Consider the following 13804-nt stretch of genomic DNA (forward strand, 5'->3'; position numbering starts at 1 on the left):
GGCCTGCCCAGGGCGGCGGAGGCTCGCGGGTCAAGGGTGACGGCCGCCAGGCCGTCATCGGGCGAAGCCCGACGCCGAAGGCGCCCTTGAGGCGTGAGTCGCCGCCCGTACAATCCCGCCACCACCACCGAACACTTAGGACGAGGCGCGCACCACGGCCCCACCGAACACCCCGGCACGCGGCAGGCGGCACCAAACCCACGGCACCCCCAAGGACGCGCACCGCCGCCCACCGAACACCGAGGACGCAGCGCACCACGGGACCCACGGGACGCAGCGCGCACCACGGGAACCCACGGAACCCCCAGGACGCAGCGCGCCCCACAGAACGCGGCACCACCGCTGCCAGCAAGAGACAACCCTGGCACCGCGCCACGGACCGCTACCGCACGCATCCCGCGACGACCAGCTCACCGCCCGTGAACTGGCCCCGCAGATCACTTACCACCCGGTGACGCTACTCCAAACAGCCCCCTCGAACCGGGTGTTCATCCACATTTGACCAGGTACGATGCGCCGACCAGGGCGTTGGGCCGCCCGGGTACTTGAGCGGCCGATCGGGTGATGTGACCCACGTCACAGATCTACCCCTGAGTGAACTGAACGCGCCCGTCGTTATCAAACGTATATACCGGTAGCACCAGCAACGAGGCGTGCCTGGAAGAAAAATCTTGACGCGGCGTAATCGTTCTGATATCTACTGCAGAGGAGTCCACGCATGAGGATGCGTAGCTGTAGAGTTGCCGGGATCGCAGTGCTGGCAACAGTCTTCGCGCTCCTCCTTGGTGGTTGCCAGCTGCGGGAAGGTCCCAGCAGCGAGTACGGCGGCATGCCCGCCAAAATGTTAACCGCACAAAACGGAACAGAAAAGAACTGAGGCGCGGGCGGTAACATTTCATGCGACGCAGATTTGTTCGCTGGATCGCTGCTGCGTTCCTGGTGATCCTCGGTGCGGCCTTCCCCGCGATCGGCTTCGCCGTGGTCAGCCAGGCCCAGCCCCAGGTGAACGCGCAGAGTGCACAGGAACCCATCTCGGACCGAGATCGTGAGTTCATCAGGTTGATCAACTTCGCGAACCTGTGGGAAATGCCGATGGGCGACCTCGCGTCCAAGAAGGGAAGCACCCAGCGGGTACGCGACGTGGGCGCCACGATCGCCGCCGACCACCGGAAGCTGGACGTCGCCGTCAAGGATCTGGCCGGCAAGTTCGGCGTGCCGCTGGCGGACCAGGCGACCTCGTCACAGCAGAAGTGGATGGCCGAGATCCGAGCCTCCTCGGGCAAGGCGTTCGACGACGCCTTCGCCAACCGCTTGCGTGCGGCCCACGGCACCGTGTTCAGTGTGATCGCCGAGGAGCGCGCCGGCACCAAGAACTCGGTCCTCCGCGACTTCGCGACGACGGCCAACACCATCGTGATGAAACACATGACCATCCTGGAGAGCACGGGCGACGTGGACGCTGATCACGGCATGTTCGCCGAGGCGGGCGCCCGGACCTACGACACCCCGGAGAACCACTTGTCAAGCGGTGACCTGGCGCTCGGCGGTGTGGTGGCGGCCCTGATGATGGGCGCCACGATCGCCATCGTCCGCACCTTCAGCTCGCCGGGGACGGCGGAATGATCGACGTCGTCGCACTGCCACAGCACGACATCGGCATCCGTGAGGTGGCCGCCCTGTCGGCCCGCCTCGCCTACGTCTTCATGTGCCTGACGCTGAGCTGGGGCGTCCTCACCTACACGGGCTGGATCAAGCGGCTCACCGGCCAGCAGGCCATCCGCTCGAGCCACATGATCCTCGCGACCTTCACCATCGCGACCGGCTTCATGCACGCGATCGTGTTCCTCCTGCTCCGTGAGCAGGGGTTGAACCTCATCGGCATCACGGTGCCGTTCAGCGGCACGCTCCGGCACGCGATGGGCATCCTCGGCCTCGAGCTGATGACCGCGATTCTGATCTCCACCGGACTGCGGCGGTTCATCCGCTACACGCGGTGGCTGCGGTTCCACCAGTTCGCCTACCCCGCGGTCGCGATCACGGTCATCCACTCGTGGTTCGGCTCCATCCACAACGGCCACCTCGCTTACCTGTGGCTCGGCGGCCTCACCGTGCTGACCCCGGCCGTGACGCTGACCGTGCTGCGCTTCCTCCCGCCGAGGATCCTGACCCGCGCCGGCCTGCTCGCCGCGGCGCCCCAGGCCGCCGAGACCCAGCTCGCGGTCATCGAGCCGCCGGTGATCGCGCCGCGCATGGGCCGGAAGGTGCAGGTCAGCGTCGACAACCAGCGGTGCAAGCGGTACGGCATCTGCCAGGCCGAGTCGCCGCAGCTGTTCCAACTCATGGAAGACGGGCGACTGCGCTACGTCCGTGACCCCGACACAGCCAGCCGCGCCCAGGCGCAGGCGGCGGCGCGAGTCTGCCCGATGCAGGCGATCCAGTTGCAGGAGGTACGTACCCGATGAACCGCGACGAACGGATCGTCGTCGTCGGCGGTGGACTCACCGGCCTGCGCGCGGCGGAACGGCTCCGTGAGCTGAAGTTCGAGGGTGAGATCACCATTCTCGGCGACGAGAAGCTGCCGCCGTACCACCGACCAGCGCTCTCGAAGCAGCTGCTCAAGGGTGAGCTGAGATCGAGCGATCTCACCCTGCCCGCATACGAGGACCTCAACGCCCGCTGGCGGTTCGGCACACAGGTGCGCCAGCTGATCCCCACCAAGAAGACCCTGGTGCTGCCCGGCGGCGAGGAGATGACCTACGACGGTCTCATCATCGCCACCGGTGTCGAGGCCGGGAAGCAGAGCGGCGTGCCCTACCACGACCCGCGCGTTCTGGTGCTGCGGACCATGTCCGACGGCCTGGACCTCGAGCGGGTGCTCGGCTCGACCAAGGGTCGGGTCGCGGTGATCGGCGGTGGGTTCACCGGCTGCGAGCTCGCGGCCAGCCTGCGCCACCTCTCCCGCGACGTGACCCTCATCGGCCGCGGCAAGAACCTGCTCGGCAACGTGCTCGGCCCCGAGCTCGGCGAGTGGCTGACGGGCGTGCACCGCGACCACGGCGTCGACCTCGCGCTGGGCAACTCGGTGGAGGAGTGGAACCCCACCGCGGAGGGCATCGGGCTGAAGCTGACCGACGGCAGCACGCTGATGGTCTCCTGCGTGATCCTCGCCGCCGGCACCCGGCCGATGACCCACTGGCTGCGTGGTTCCGGCCTGCCGCTGGACAACGGCGTCGTCTGCGAGGCCACCTGCCACGTGGTGGGCGCCGACGACGTGGTGGCCGCCGGCGACGTCGCCCAGTGGCCCAACCTCCGCTTCGACAACGTCCCGCGGCGCGTGGAGCACTGGCTCAACGCGGTCGAGATGGGTCGCGCCTGCGCGGAGAGCCTGCTGGCCGGCCGGGAGAACGCGCAGCCGTTCTGCCCCATGCCGCGCTTCTGGACCGACCAGTACAGCTACCGCATCCAGGCCGCCGGGATGATCAAGCTCGGCAAGGACATCGTCAAGCTCGGCACCCCCGACGAGGGCACCGGCACGGTGTACGGCTACTCGCTCGAGGGCCGGCTCATGGCGGTGGCGGGCGTCGACTGCCCCTCCGCGATGATCGCGTGGTCCGAGAGCCTGAGCCGGCAGAACCCCGAGCCGCGCCGCGAGGAGGTGGAGACCCCGACCAAGCTGCCGATCACCGTCGGCGGCGGCTCGCTGAAGAAGCGGCCCGGGAAGCACCTGGCGCCGCCCCGCGAGAAGCAGTTCCAGCGCCCGGAGCGCCAGGAGCAGGAGATCGGCTTCGTCGAGCAGCCCCAGCCGGCCGAGGTCAGCGGCCCGATCGGTGTCGGCGCCGGCCAGGTGCCGGCCGCCCGCGCGCAGAGCGTGGTCGACTCGTTCAGCCGCATGCTCCCGGTCGCCGTCCGCCCCCCGTACACCGGCGGCCCGATCCCGCCCGCCCGCCCGGCCGGCCCGCCGCGGATGATCGGCGGCCGGACGCTGCCCACGACCGGGGTCTTCCCGCCCGTGCCCACCCACTCGTCCGGTCCGCTGAGCCTGCCGCCGGGCCACCCCTCCGGCCCGCTGCCCGTGCCGCCGATCAGCGCCCCGCCCGCGAACGGCTTCGCCGGCGGCCCACGCGGCCCGTTCGGTGACGGCGCCGCCAGCAGTGGCGTGTTCCCGAAGGCGGCGGCGAGCGGCACGTTCCCGAGCGTGTCGAACGGCCGTCCGGTCAACGCCTCCGGCCCCGCCGGCGGCCCGGGTGGCGGCAGGTCCGGCCCGAACGGCCTGCCGCGGGGCGGCGCCACGGTGCCGCCGATGGGCGCGGCGCCGTTCGGCACGCCGTCCCACCCCCCGGCACTGGGCCCGGCCACCGGCCACACCGGCACGGCCCCGCGTGAGCCCGAGTTCAGCGCGGCCGAGATGACCGACGTCCGCGGCCCGTTGCCGGAGCCGCTGAGCGGCCGCCTCGGTCCCGACGCCGGCCTGGCCATCGACGTCACCGGCCAGATGGCGCTGCTCGACGCCAACGGGCACGTGCGCGCGCCGGAGTTCTCGGACGTACCGCCCCGGCGCGGGCCGTCGGACTCCTTCGGCGGCGTCCCGGCGATCCGCCGCGCCGCGGAGGAGTCGTTCAGCGCCATGCCCCCGGCCCGCCGGGGCCCGCAGGACTCGTTCAGTGCGCTGCCGCCGGCGGGTCGTGGTCCGGAGGAGTCGTTCAGCCGGATGCCGGCCGTGCGTGGTCCGCAGGACTCCTTCAACGCCATGCCGCCGGTCCGGCGCGGTGCCGACGAGCCCGCCGCCGGTGCGTCGGCTGGTCGCCGGTCCGCGCGTGGTCCGCAGGACTCGTTCAGTGCGTTACCGCCGGCTGGTCGTGGTCCGGAGGAGTCGTTCAGTCGGATGCCGGCTGTGCGTGGTCCGCAGGACTCGATCAGCGCGATGCCGCCTGTGCGGCGCGGTGGTCCGGAGGAGTCGGTCAGTCGGATGCCCGCGGTGCGTGGCCCGCAGGATTCCTTCAACGCGTTGCCGCCGGCTCGGCGTGGTGGCCATGACTCGGCTGCTGAGGAGTCGGTCAGTCGGATGCCTGCGGTGCGTGGTCCGCAGGACTCCTTCAACGCGTTGCCGCCGGCTCGGCGCAGTGCCCACGACTCGGCTGAGGAGTCGGTCAGTCGGATGCCGGCCGTGCGTGGCCCGCAGGACTCCTTCAGCGCGATGCCGCCTGTGCGGCGTGGCGGTGCGGAGGAGTCGGTCAGTCGGATGCCCGCGGTGCGTGGCCCGCAGGACTCCTTCAACGCGATGCCGCCCGTCCGGCGCGGTGCCCAGGACCCGGCCGCCGGTGCGTCGGCGGGCCGCCGGTCCGCGCGTGGTCCGCAGGACTCGTTCAGTGCGTTACCGCCGGCTGGTCGCGGTCCGGAGGAGTCGTTCAGCCGGATGCCGGCCGTGCGCGGTCCCCAGGACTCCTTCAGCGCGTTGCCACCCGCGCGACGCGGGTCGTCGGACGACGGTCCCGAGACCTCGATCACCGGCATGCCGCCGGTGCGCCGGTCCGCCGGCCCGCAGGACTCGTTCAGCGCGCTCCCGCCGGTCCGGCGTGACTCGAACGACGTCGCGGAGACGTCGGTGACCGGGATGGCGCCGGTCAGCCGTGGTGGCCGCCGCCGCGCCGAGGACTCGTACAGCCGCCTGCCGGTCGTGGACGACAGCCACCGTCCGGCGCACCGGGCCGAGGACCTGACGCCGGAGTTCGGCCGCCCGCCGAAGCGGCGCAACGTCAACCCGGACCTGAGCGGCGTGCGCATGGTCCCCGCGCTGTCCAGCATGGACGACTCGATCGAGATGCCCGCGGTGCGGATGCCGAAGCACGGCCGGCCGGAGGACTACGGCGTGCCGTCGTCCCGGCCGGGTCCGGAGGACTCCTACGACCACATGCCGGCCGTCGAGCGTCCCACCGGAGGTCGCCGCCGCGCCCGTGCGTAGGACGTGATCGACAACCGAATATGGATGTGGCCGCGCGCCTGTCCGTTGTTGGTGGTCAGGCGCGCGGCCTGTCCATTGTGTATAGATAAAGTGTCAAAGTGATGATCACCTTCCGTAACTATCCGTAATCCTCGTCACCATTTGGGAGGTACCGTTGACGGGGTGGTAGATGGCAAAGTTGCACCCTGCACACTGGAAGTTCGCATTGGTCGGTGACAAATCGGGGGCCGTCAGGTGAGCGCCGCAGCCGGCAGTACCAGCTATTTCACCACGCCGCAGCACGAGCGGCTGCGTGCGCAGGTGCGCGACTTCGCGGAGTCGAAGGTGGCGCCCCGGGTCGCCGAGATGGAGGAAGGCAAAGCGGTCCACGTCGAACTCTCCAGACTCATCGCCCAGCAGGGCTGGTTGGGTGTCACCGTCGATCCCCGCTACGGCGGAATGGGTTTCGGGCACCTCGCCAAGACGATCATCATCGAGGAGTTGTCGCGGGTCAGCGGGGCCATGGGTGCCATGGCGCAGGCCTCGCAGCTCGGCGTCGCGAAGATCGTGCACTTCGGCAACGAGGAACAGAAGAAGCGTTGGCTACCAGCGGTTTCCGACGGCAGGTGCCTACCGACGATCGCGGTGACCGAGCCGGACTCCGGCGGGCACGTGCTCGGCATGTCCGCAACCGCCGATCGGGTGGAAGGCGGCTACGTCCTCAATGGGCGCAAGGTGTTCGTGGGCAACAGCCACATCGGTGACCTGCACGGTGTCGTCGTCCGTACCGGCCCGGGTTCCCGCGGCCTGTCGGTTTTCCTCGTGGAGGCCATCTCCCCCGGACTTTCCCTCGGACCGCACCAGCCGGCAATGGGCCTGCACGGTTTCAGTTTTGGCGAACTGATATTCGAAAACTGCTTCGTGCCCCTCGGGAACCGGCTCGGTGCGGAAGGGGACGGGCTCGCCGTCGCGTACTCGTCCAGCATTCTCTACGGGCGGCCGAATCTGACCGCCGTCGCGCTGGGTATCCACCAGGCGATCGTGGAGCACACGGTCCACTTCGCGCGCACGCACCGCCGCTACGACGCACCGCTCGCCGAACTCCCCACCGTCAAACAGAAACTGGGACAGCTGCAGTCCCAGCTGATGACCGCGCGGCTCACCGCCTACTACGCCGCACACCTGCTCGACGAGGGCATGCCGTGCGACGCCGACCTCATCAGTGCCAAGCTCACCAACGTCGAATCCTCTTTGGACTCGGCACGCACGGCGATGGAGGTGCACGCCGCCTACGGACTGGACCCGGGCCGCCACATCGAACGCTTCCTCCGCGACGCCAACCACATCTACGCCCCGGCCGGCACCTCGGACGTCCAGCGCCTCCGCCTGGCCGAAGTGGCACTGGGCACCTACCGCGAGCAGTGGTCAGCCCGGTTCGCCGACCAGCTGAGGGTTCCCGAGCAGACGCCGGCCCGCTGGTGGCGCCGCTGAGAACCACAATGCCCTGAGGGGCACCCTCGGGACGTTCGACGTCCTGAAGGCGCCCCTCAGGGCATCGCCGCCGGCCTGGTCAGCCGAGTTGCTGTTCGCGGCGGTGGATCAGCTCCATCACCTCGTTGGCCATGGACTTGATCATGTCCAGGCCGTTGCGCCCCCAGTTGCTCTCCTCCGTGTTCACCACGCAGATCGTGCCGATCGCGGTGCCGGTGCGGTCGATCAGCGGCGCGCCCATGTACGCCCGCACGCCGATGGAGTTCACCACCGGGTTGACCGCGAAGCGCGGGTAGGCGCACACGTCGTCGAGCACCAAAGCCTTGCGCCGCACCACGACGTGGGGGCAGTAGCCGTGCTCCCGTGACATCGTCCGGCCCGGTGCGGCGCGCGACGCGGACGACGCGGCCTCCAGTGCGTCCGCCTTGGAGCTGGAGGGGCCGTACAGGCCGGCGAAGTACTGCTCCTCGTCGCCGACGAAGTTGACCATCGCGTACGGGGCGTTGGCCGCCGCGGCGAGGCGGGCCGCGAACTGGTCGAACTCGGGGTCCGGGCGGTCGCCGACGCCGAGTTGGGCCAGCTGTGCCAGGCGTGCCAACCGCTGCGGGATGTCCGGGTCGTGCGGCGCGGGCATGAGCCGCTGGTCGAGGATCTCACCGTTCATTGTGGACTCCCAATCATCGGACTGGCGGCGCGGGCGGACGCCAGGACGGACTCGAGCAGGGTGATCAGCACCCGGCTCGCGGACGGGGTCGTGCGCGCGTCGCACCGCACGAGCGGCACGTGTGGCTTGAGCGCCAGCGCCTGCCGCACGTCGGCGTCTTTGTACCGGTAGCCGTCGTCGAACTCGTTCAGTGCCACGAGAAATCGGATGCCGCGGCGCTCGAAGAACTCGACCGCGCCGAAGCAGTCGGCGAGCCGGCGGGTGTCCGCCAGCACCACCGCGCCGACCGCGCCGCGGGACAGCTCGTCCCACATGAACCAGAACCGGTCCTGGCCGGGCGTGCCGAACAGGTACAGCACGAGGTTCTTGTCCGTGAAGGAAAGCCGGCCGAAGTCCATCGCGACCGTGGTGGTCGCCTTGGCCTCGACACCGGCGGTGCTGTCGGTGCCGACGCTCGCCGCGGTCAGCGTCTCCTCGGTGGTCAGCGGCTCGATCTCGCTGACCGAGCCGACGAACGTCGTCTTGCCGACGCCGAAGCCACCCGCGACCAGGATCTTGACCTGGATGGGGAACAGGTCAGACGAACCGTCGGAGGCCATCAATCACCGCCTCCAGAATGGCCGGATCGTTGGAGTACTCGGTCGGGGTGAACTTCGCGATCACCGCGCCGAGCTCGATCAGATCGGACAGCACGACCTTGGTCACCGTCACCGGCCGGCGCAACAGGCCGGCGAGCTCGGCGACCGAGGTCGGTTTCTCGCACAGTTCCAACGCATTCGCGTGCTCGACCCCCAGTTGGCGCGGCGTGATCATACCCTTGCCCGTCGCCCGCACCATCGACATGAGGTCGAGCGGGGTGCTGGGCTGGGTTCTGCCGCTGGTCATGGCGTACGGCCGTACGCCGAAGAGACCGGGGTCCTCGTTCGGACCGGTCATCGTCACCGAATCCCATTGGCCTGATGTGCGGCGTATCGGGTCGGGGTGGTCAGTACGGCGGGCACCTGCGTGCACAGCCTCTGCATCTCGTAGCTCAGGATGCCGGCGTCGACCTCCCGCGCGGCGACCACGGCGAGCACGCTGCCGACGCTCGCCGCCGTCACGAACAGGATGATCTCGTTCAGCTCGGTGATCACCTGCCGGACGCCGTCGCTGCCGTCCTGGGAGAACTTCTTGCCGACCTGGTTGGCGAGGGAGCACATGCTCGCGGCCAGCGCCGCGAGCCGGTCGGCGTTGTCGATGTCGAGGCCGTACCAGTACTTGGGAATGCCGTCGACCGACAGCAGCAGGGCACTGTGCGTGTCGGGTACCGCCTCAACCAGCCTACGCAGCAGCCAGTTCAGGTCGTCGGCCATGAGTCTCCTCTGTTCTCGTCCGTCGTGTTCTGCTGGGCGAGCCAGTTCTCCCGGCCCGCCTGAACGGTCTTCATGAGGCTCGTGTTGTGACCCGGCACGGGCCGGGTCGTTGATGGCGGTTCCAGCAGTTCCTCACGCAGGTGGCTGCCACGCCGCTGGGGTAGTGGTGGTGGCTGGTCCCCCTGCCATGCGGTGGTTTCCTCGCTGACCAGGCCGTCACCGCCGGTCCGCAGGTCCTCGTAGGACCGGCCGGGCGCGCGGACCGGCAGCGCGGGCAGCTCGTCCGCGGTGGCGCCATCGGCCACGCGGTGCCGGTTCGGCTGGGACGGGCGGATCGGGCCGAGGCCGGGAGACGCGGGCACCGACGCGGGCACCGACGCCGACGGGATCGGCATGGGCGCGGGCACCTGGACCGGGGCGGCCCGCTCACCGGACGCCGAGGAGACCGAGGTGGACGGTCGGACGGTGTCGGTGCTCACCGGCGGTTCGGCGGCGGACATGGCCGGCAACCCGTTCTCCGCCCGGCTCTGCTGTGCCGACGGGATCGGGGTGGGTACGGGAACCCGGGCCGGTTCGGCCGAGCGCACCACGACCGGCGTGAGTGCCGGCGACGACTCCGTCGCGGTGCCCGTTCTCGGCAGCGGCGAAGGCGTTGGCGTGGGCATGGGCGATGGGGCCGGCGGCGTGAGCGCCTCGGGAGCGGCGTCCCGTTCCGCCCGTCGCCTCGGCAGTGCCGACGACCGCCCCGGCTGGGGGGTGGCGCGGTGGCGGGACTCCTGCTCCGGCTCGGCCAGCAGCTGCGGCGGGATTACCACGGCCGCGGCGATGCCGCCGAAGATGTTCGACTGCAACCGCACGCGGATGCTGTGCCGCCGGGCCAGCTCCCGCACCACCGCGAGGCCGATCCGGCCGTCCTCCAGCAGTTCGGACAGGTCGATGCGGGTCGAGCCGTCGAGCAGGTTGTTGATGCGCTCCAGGTCCTCGTGGCTCATGCCGAGGCCGCGGTCCTGCACCTCGATCGCGAGGCCCGCGGTGACCATGTGCGCGCGCACCTCGACCTTCGGCCCGTCCGGCGCGGAGAAGCGGGTCGCGTTCTCCAGCAGCTCGGCCAGCAGGTGGATGATCTCGGCGACCGCGTGGCCGTGGATCTCGACGTCCTCCACCGGCACGATCGCGATCTGGCGGTAGTGCTCGGCCTCCGACACCGCGGCGAGCAGCACCGCGTACACGCTGACCGGCCTGTTCGACCGGCGTTGCGGCGCCTCCCCGCCCAGCACCGCGAGGTTCTCCCCCTGGCGCCGGGCGAGCGTGAACAGGTGGTCGATCTCGTAGAGGCCGTCGAGGAGCTCGGGGTCCTCGTTGTCCTGCTCCAGCTCGTCGATCCGTTTGATGGCGCGGTTGATGAGGGACTGCAGGCGCCGCGCCAGCTTGACGAACACCTCGCGCCGCTGGCCGGGGTCGTCGGTGAGCGTGACCTGCTGCTCGCCGGGCCGCGCCCACAGTGGCGCGGCCTCCGCCTGGCGCCGCTCCGGCCGGGGCGCCTCCTGCGGTGTTTCCCGCTGGCGCACAACGGGTTCCGGTGCCGGGCGCGGCGCGGGCCGCAGCGCCACCGGCCGTGGTCGGCGCGCGAGCGCCGTGAGCTGCCGCGTCGCCGACATGGCGGTGAGCAGGGCCACCAGCACCGCGAGCACGCAGCCGGCGACCACGGCGATCGACGCGGTCGCCGCGCGGGAGTCGTCCGTCAGCACCATCAGCACACCGGCCCCGCCGCCGAGCATCACGACCGTGAGCAGGAAGAGACCGGTGTGCAGAAGTCTTGTCTGGAGGCGCTCGATGCCCTCTGCGTACTCGTTTCCAACTCCAACATCGGGTTCCACCCGTATCCCCCAGGGCGGAGTAGGCGCGTCCGACATCGCTTCCTTCCGGTGTAATGAGGACGGCAGGGAACGGCGTCACCGTCCGGATGGCGGAGGTGATGCTACCGCAAACGTCCTAGTGCACCTTGCAGCCCGACAGGGGGAAATGATCTTCGCATTGGAGTTCGCTGCTCAGCCGGTTGTGACGACCTGGCGTAGTACGATCCGGAAAAGTTCACGGTCCACAGTGGACGGATCGGTGGCGAGCCAGTCGCCGATCTCCCGGACGAACCGCTCCGGTGTGTGAGCGACCCCGTCGCCCACCGTGATCTGGCCTGCTCGGCTCGGGTAGATCAGCAGTACGCCACGGAGCTCGACGTCCGGCAGCAGCGCCCGGTAGGCCGCGAGGTGTGCCGGCAGGCGGACGGCACCGCCGCGGAAACGGTGGCCGTTGCGCAGGACCTCGCCGTTCTCGTCGACCTCGTAGTGGCCCGGCAGCCACAGCTTCGACTCGACCAGCACCAGCCGCCGCCCGCACAGCACGGCGTGGTCGAGGTCGGCGAACACCGAGCCCTCCTCGGTGGCGAGCCCGTGGAAGATCCGCACGCCGGGAACGCGCCTGAGGTACCGGTCGAAAAGCTCCGCGGTGAGGCGTTCGGCCAGCTCGTCGTCCTCCGCGCCGGGCCGGCCGAACACCACGCGGTCGCCGAACTCGGCGGTGAACTCGCGATCGACCCGTTGCGCCGCAAGGTGTCGCCGGCCGACCTCGACCGCGGTCGCGAGACCGGCCAGCAGCACGACGATCACCAACCACGCCGGCGCGCCGACGACCGCCAACAGCAGCACGAGCGCGCCGGCGCCCACCGCCGCGCCGAGCGCCACGGCCTGGCTCGGGCCGGCCGTGGGGGTGAGCACGACGCGGCGGTCGCGGCGCACCTCGTCCCACCACGGGATCGTGTCGGGCCGGAGCACCGGCAGCACCGGCAGCGCCGGCTCGTGGGCGGGTTCGGTTCGGGCGCGGGCCGCGCGGCGCGGCCGCGGCGGGGCGAGGTCCTCCGGTGCGTACTCCGGCTCGTCGCCGCGGTCGTAGTCCGCGCGGCGCGCCGGATCGACCAGCGTCTCGTAGGCCTCGCGCAGGAGCCGGAACGCGCCCGCCGTGCCGCCGGCGTCGGGGTGCATGGCCTTGGCGAGCGCGCGGTACGCGGATCTGATCTCGTCCTGCGACGCGTCGCGCGCCACGCCGAGCAGTTCGTAGTAGTCGATCCCGCGCACCAACACCGCCGTTCTCCATCCGCGCCGCGCGCTGACAGGTTAGGGCTTCGGCGGGAACAACGCGCGCCGGCCAGGACTTGACAAAGTGATAGGACGTATCCAGGAGAGGTGACCATGTCCCGCGAGATCAGGACCCCCGGCCCCGACCACCCGATCACCATCGAGAAGAACCCGGCGCGGGTCGTCGTCCGGGTCGGTGACCAGGTCGTCGCCGACACGACGGCCGCGCTGGCGCTGCGCGAGTCCAACTACCCGGCCGTGCAGTACATCCCGCTGTCGGACGTCGAACCGGCGTTCCTCAAGGAGACCGACACCAGCACGTACTGTCCCTACAAGGGTGACGCTTCGTACTACTCGCTGGTCACGGCCGACGGCGAGCTGACCGACTCGATCTGGACCTACCGCGAGCCGTACCCCGCGGTAGCGGAGATCGCCGGGCACGTCGCCTTCTACCCCGACAAGGTGAACATCAGCGAGGTCTGAACGCCCGGGGCGCCCGTCGACCTGTTTCGAACCGCTCGACGATTGAGATCCCTCGTTCGGGGGTAACCCTCGAACGGGGGATTGTCCTCGGCGGGAGGTTTGAGATGTCCGACAGAACGCTCAGTCCTCTATGGAGAGTCGGCCGCGTGGTGGCCATCGTGCTGGTGGTGGTCCTCGCACTGCTGTTCCTGATCAGCAGGGTGCCCAACCTGAACCCGTTCGCCTCCGAGACGACCGACCGCAGCCAGCCCGCGCTGCTGCAGTCGGTCCGCGACCTGAGCCAGTACCACGCCGCGGAGGGCAACTTCCAGGTGATCGTCGACCTGGAGCACGACGTGGCGTGGGTGCCGGACTTCATCGCCGGCAGCCGAACGCTGTTCGTGGCGCACGGCTCGGTGGACGCCTACATCGACCTGGAGAACCTGTCGGACAAGGCGTTGACGGTCAACGAGGAGAAGAAGACCGTGCAGGTCCGCCTGCCGGACCCGAAGCTCTCCAAGCCGAACATCGACCAGGAGCACACCTACATCTACTCCCAGGACCGCGGCGTGTTCGACAGCGTCAAGTCCCTGTTCCAGCCGCAGGACCAGCGGGAACTGTTCGTCCTGGCCGAGAGGAAGATCGGCGACGCCGCCAAGGAGGCCGGGCTGACCAGGCGCGCGGAACGCAACCTCCAGCAGATGCTCACCGGCCTGTTCACCTCGCTGGGCTACAAGGCGACCTTCCCGGACAACGACAAGACCTGACG

At 70.0% G+C, this 13804-nt stretch carries 12 protein-coding genes; 6 read left to right on the forward strand and 6 right to left on the reverse strand.

Annotated elements, in window-relative coordinates; translation table 11 throughout:
* The first annotated feature begins 897 nt into the window (after positions 1-897).
* From ACJ73U_RS41885 to ACJ73U_RS41900, 4 genes are all read left to right on the forward strand, one after another.
* Positions 898-1623 carry a DUF4142 domain-containing protein gene (locus ACJ73U_RS41885; RefSeq protein WP_407783339.1) on the forward strand — a complete coding sequence of 242 codons (726 nt, stop codon included), beginning with the start codon at positions 898-900 and terminating at the stop codon, positions 1621-1623.
* Positions 1620-2462, forward strand: coding sequence for a ferredoxin (locus ACJ73U_RS41890; protein WP_407783340.1), 843 nt, complete (start codon positions 1620-1622; stop codon positions 2460-2462). The genes ACJ73U_RS41885 and ACJ73U_RS41890 overlap by 4 nt, the downstream gene beginning before the upstream one ends.
* Positions 2459-5959 (forward strand): FAD-dependent oxidoreductase, encoded by a 3501-nt coding sequence (locus ACJ73U_RS41895; RefSeq protein WP_407783341.1) that lies wholly within the window; start codon positions 2459-2461, stop codon positions 5957-5959. The genes ACJ73U_RS41890 and ACJ73U_RS41895 overlap by 4 nt, the downstream gene beginning before the upstream one ends.
* A gap of 234 nt (positions 5960-6193) precedes the next feature.
* Positions 6194-7429 (forward strand): acyl-CoA dehydrogenase family protein, encoded by a 1236-nt coding sequence (locus tag ACJ73U_RS41900; protein ID WP_407783342.1) that lies wholly within the window; start codon positions 6194-6196, stop codon positions 7427-7429.
* Between the two features lie 79 nt (positions 7430-7508).
* On the opposite strand, the gene ACJ73U_RS41905 is transcribed toward ACJ73U_RS41900, so the two are convergent.
* The 6 genes from ACJ73U_RS41905 to ACJ73U_RS41930 form a co-directional block, all read right to left on the reverse strand.
* On the reverse strand, positions 7509-8093 hold the full coding sequence (locus ACJ73U_RS41905) for a GAF domain-containing protein (protein ID WP_407783343.1): 585 nt from the start codon (positions 8091-8093) through the stop codon (positions 7509-7511).
* Entirely contained in the window at positions 8090-8692 is a 603-nt protein-coding gene (locus ACJ73U_RS41910) for a GTP-binding protein (protein ID WP_407783344.1), read from the reverse strand. The genes ACJ73U_RS41905 and ACJ73U_RS41910 overlap by 4 nt, the downstream gene beginning before the upstream one ends.
* Positions 8670-8936, reverse strand: a complete 267-nt coding sequence (locus ACJ73U_RS41915) for a DUF742 domain-containing protein (protein WP_407783345.1) — start codon at positions 8934-8936, stop codon at positions 8670-8672. The genes ACJ73U_RS41910 and ACJ73U_RS41915 overlap by 23 nt, the downstream gene beginning before the upstream one ends.
* Before the next feature lie 95 nt (positions 8937-9031).
* Positions 9032-9445 carry a roadblock/LC7 domain-containing protein gene (locus ACJ73U_RS41920; RefSeq protein WP_407783346.1) on the reverse strand — a complete coding sequence of 138 codons (414 nt, stop codon included), beginning with the start codon at positions 9443-9445 and terminating at the stop codon, positions 9032-9034.
* Positions 9430-11322 (reverse strand): ATP-binding protein, encoded by a 1893-nt coding sequence (locus tag ACJ73U_RS41925; protein ID WP_407783347.1) that lies wholly within the window; start codon positions 11320-11322, stop codon positions 9430-9432. Before ACJ73U_RS41925 ends, ACJ73U_RS41920 begins: the two co-directional genes overlap by 16 nt.
* Before the next feature lie 171 nt (positions 11323-11493).
* Positions 11494-12579, reverse strand: coding sequence for a DnaJ domain-containing protein (locus ACJ73U_RS41930; protein WP_407783348.1), 1086 nt, complete (start codon positions 12577-12579; stop codon positions 11494-11496).
* Between the two features lie 108 nt (positions 12580-12687).
* Here ACJ73U_RS41930 and ACJ73U_RS41935 point away from each other — a divergent pair, with 108 nt between their 5' ends.
* Positions 12688-13056, forward strand: a complete 369-nt coding sequence (locus ACJ73U_RS41935; protein WP_407783349.1) for a DUF427 domain-containing protein — start codon at positions 12688-12690, stop codon at positions 13054-13056.
* Positions 13057-13202: 146 nt separating this feature from the next.
* Positions 13203-13802, forward strand: coding sequence for a DUF4230 domain-containing protein (locus tag ACJ73U_RS41940; protein ID WP_407783350.1), 600 nt, complete (start codon positions 13203-13205; stop codon positions 13800-13802).
* Positions 13803-13804: the final 2 nt, after the last annotated feature.

This window comes from Actinophytocola sp. (genome assembly GCF_045807065.1).
Lineage (GTDB): Bacteria > Actinomycetota > Actinomycetes > Mycobacteriales > Pseudonocardiaceae > Actinophytocola.

Bases quoted from the DNA above. Each gene is read 5' to 3' on its own strand.
- ACJ73U_RS41885 (WP_407783339.1), top strand. From the start codon at position 898: ATGCGACGCAGATTTGTTCGCTGGATCGCTGCTGCGTTCCTGGTGATC.
- ACJ73U_RS41915 (WP_407783345.1), bottom strand. From the start codon at position 8,936: ATGTCGATGGTGCGGGCGACGGGCAAGGGTATGATCACGCCGCGCCAA.
- ACJ73U_RS41890 (WP_407783340.1), top strand. From the start codon at position 1,620: ATGATCGACGTCGTCGCACTGCCACAGCACGACATCGGCATCCGTGAG.
- ACJ73U_RS41920 (WP_407783346.1), bottom strand. From the start codon at position 9,445: ATGGCCGACGACCTGAACTGGCTGCTGCGTAGGCTGGTTGAGGCGGTA.
- ACJ73U_RS41910 (WP_407783344.1), bottom strand. From the start codon at position 8,692: ATGGCCTCCGACGGTTCGTCTGACCTGTTCCCCATCCAGGTCAAGATC.
- ACJ73U_RS41935 (WP_407783349.1), top strand. From the start codon at position 12,688: ATGTCCCGCGAGATCAGGACCCCCGGCCCCGACCACCCGATCACCATC.
- ACJ73U_RS41895 (WP_407783341.1), top strand. From the start codon at position 2,459: ATGAACCGCGACGAACGGATCGTCGTCGTCGGCGGTGGACTCACCGGC.
- ACJ73U_RS41905 (WP_407783343.1), bottom strand. From the start codon at position 8,093: ATGAACGGTGAGATCCTCGACCAGCGGCTCATGCCCGCGCCGCACGAC.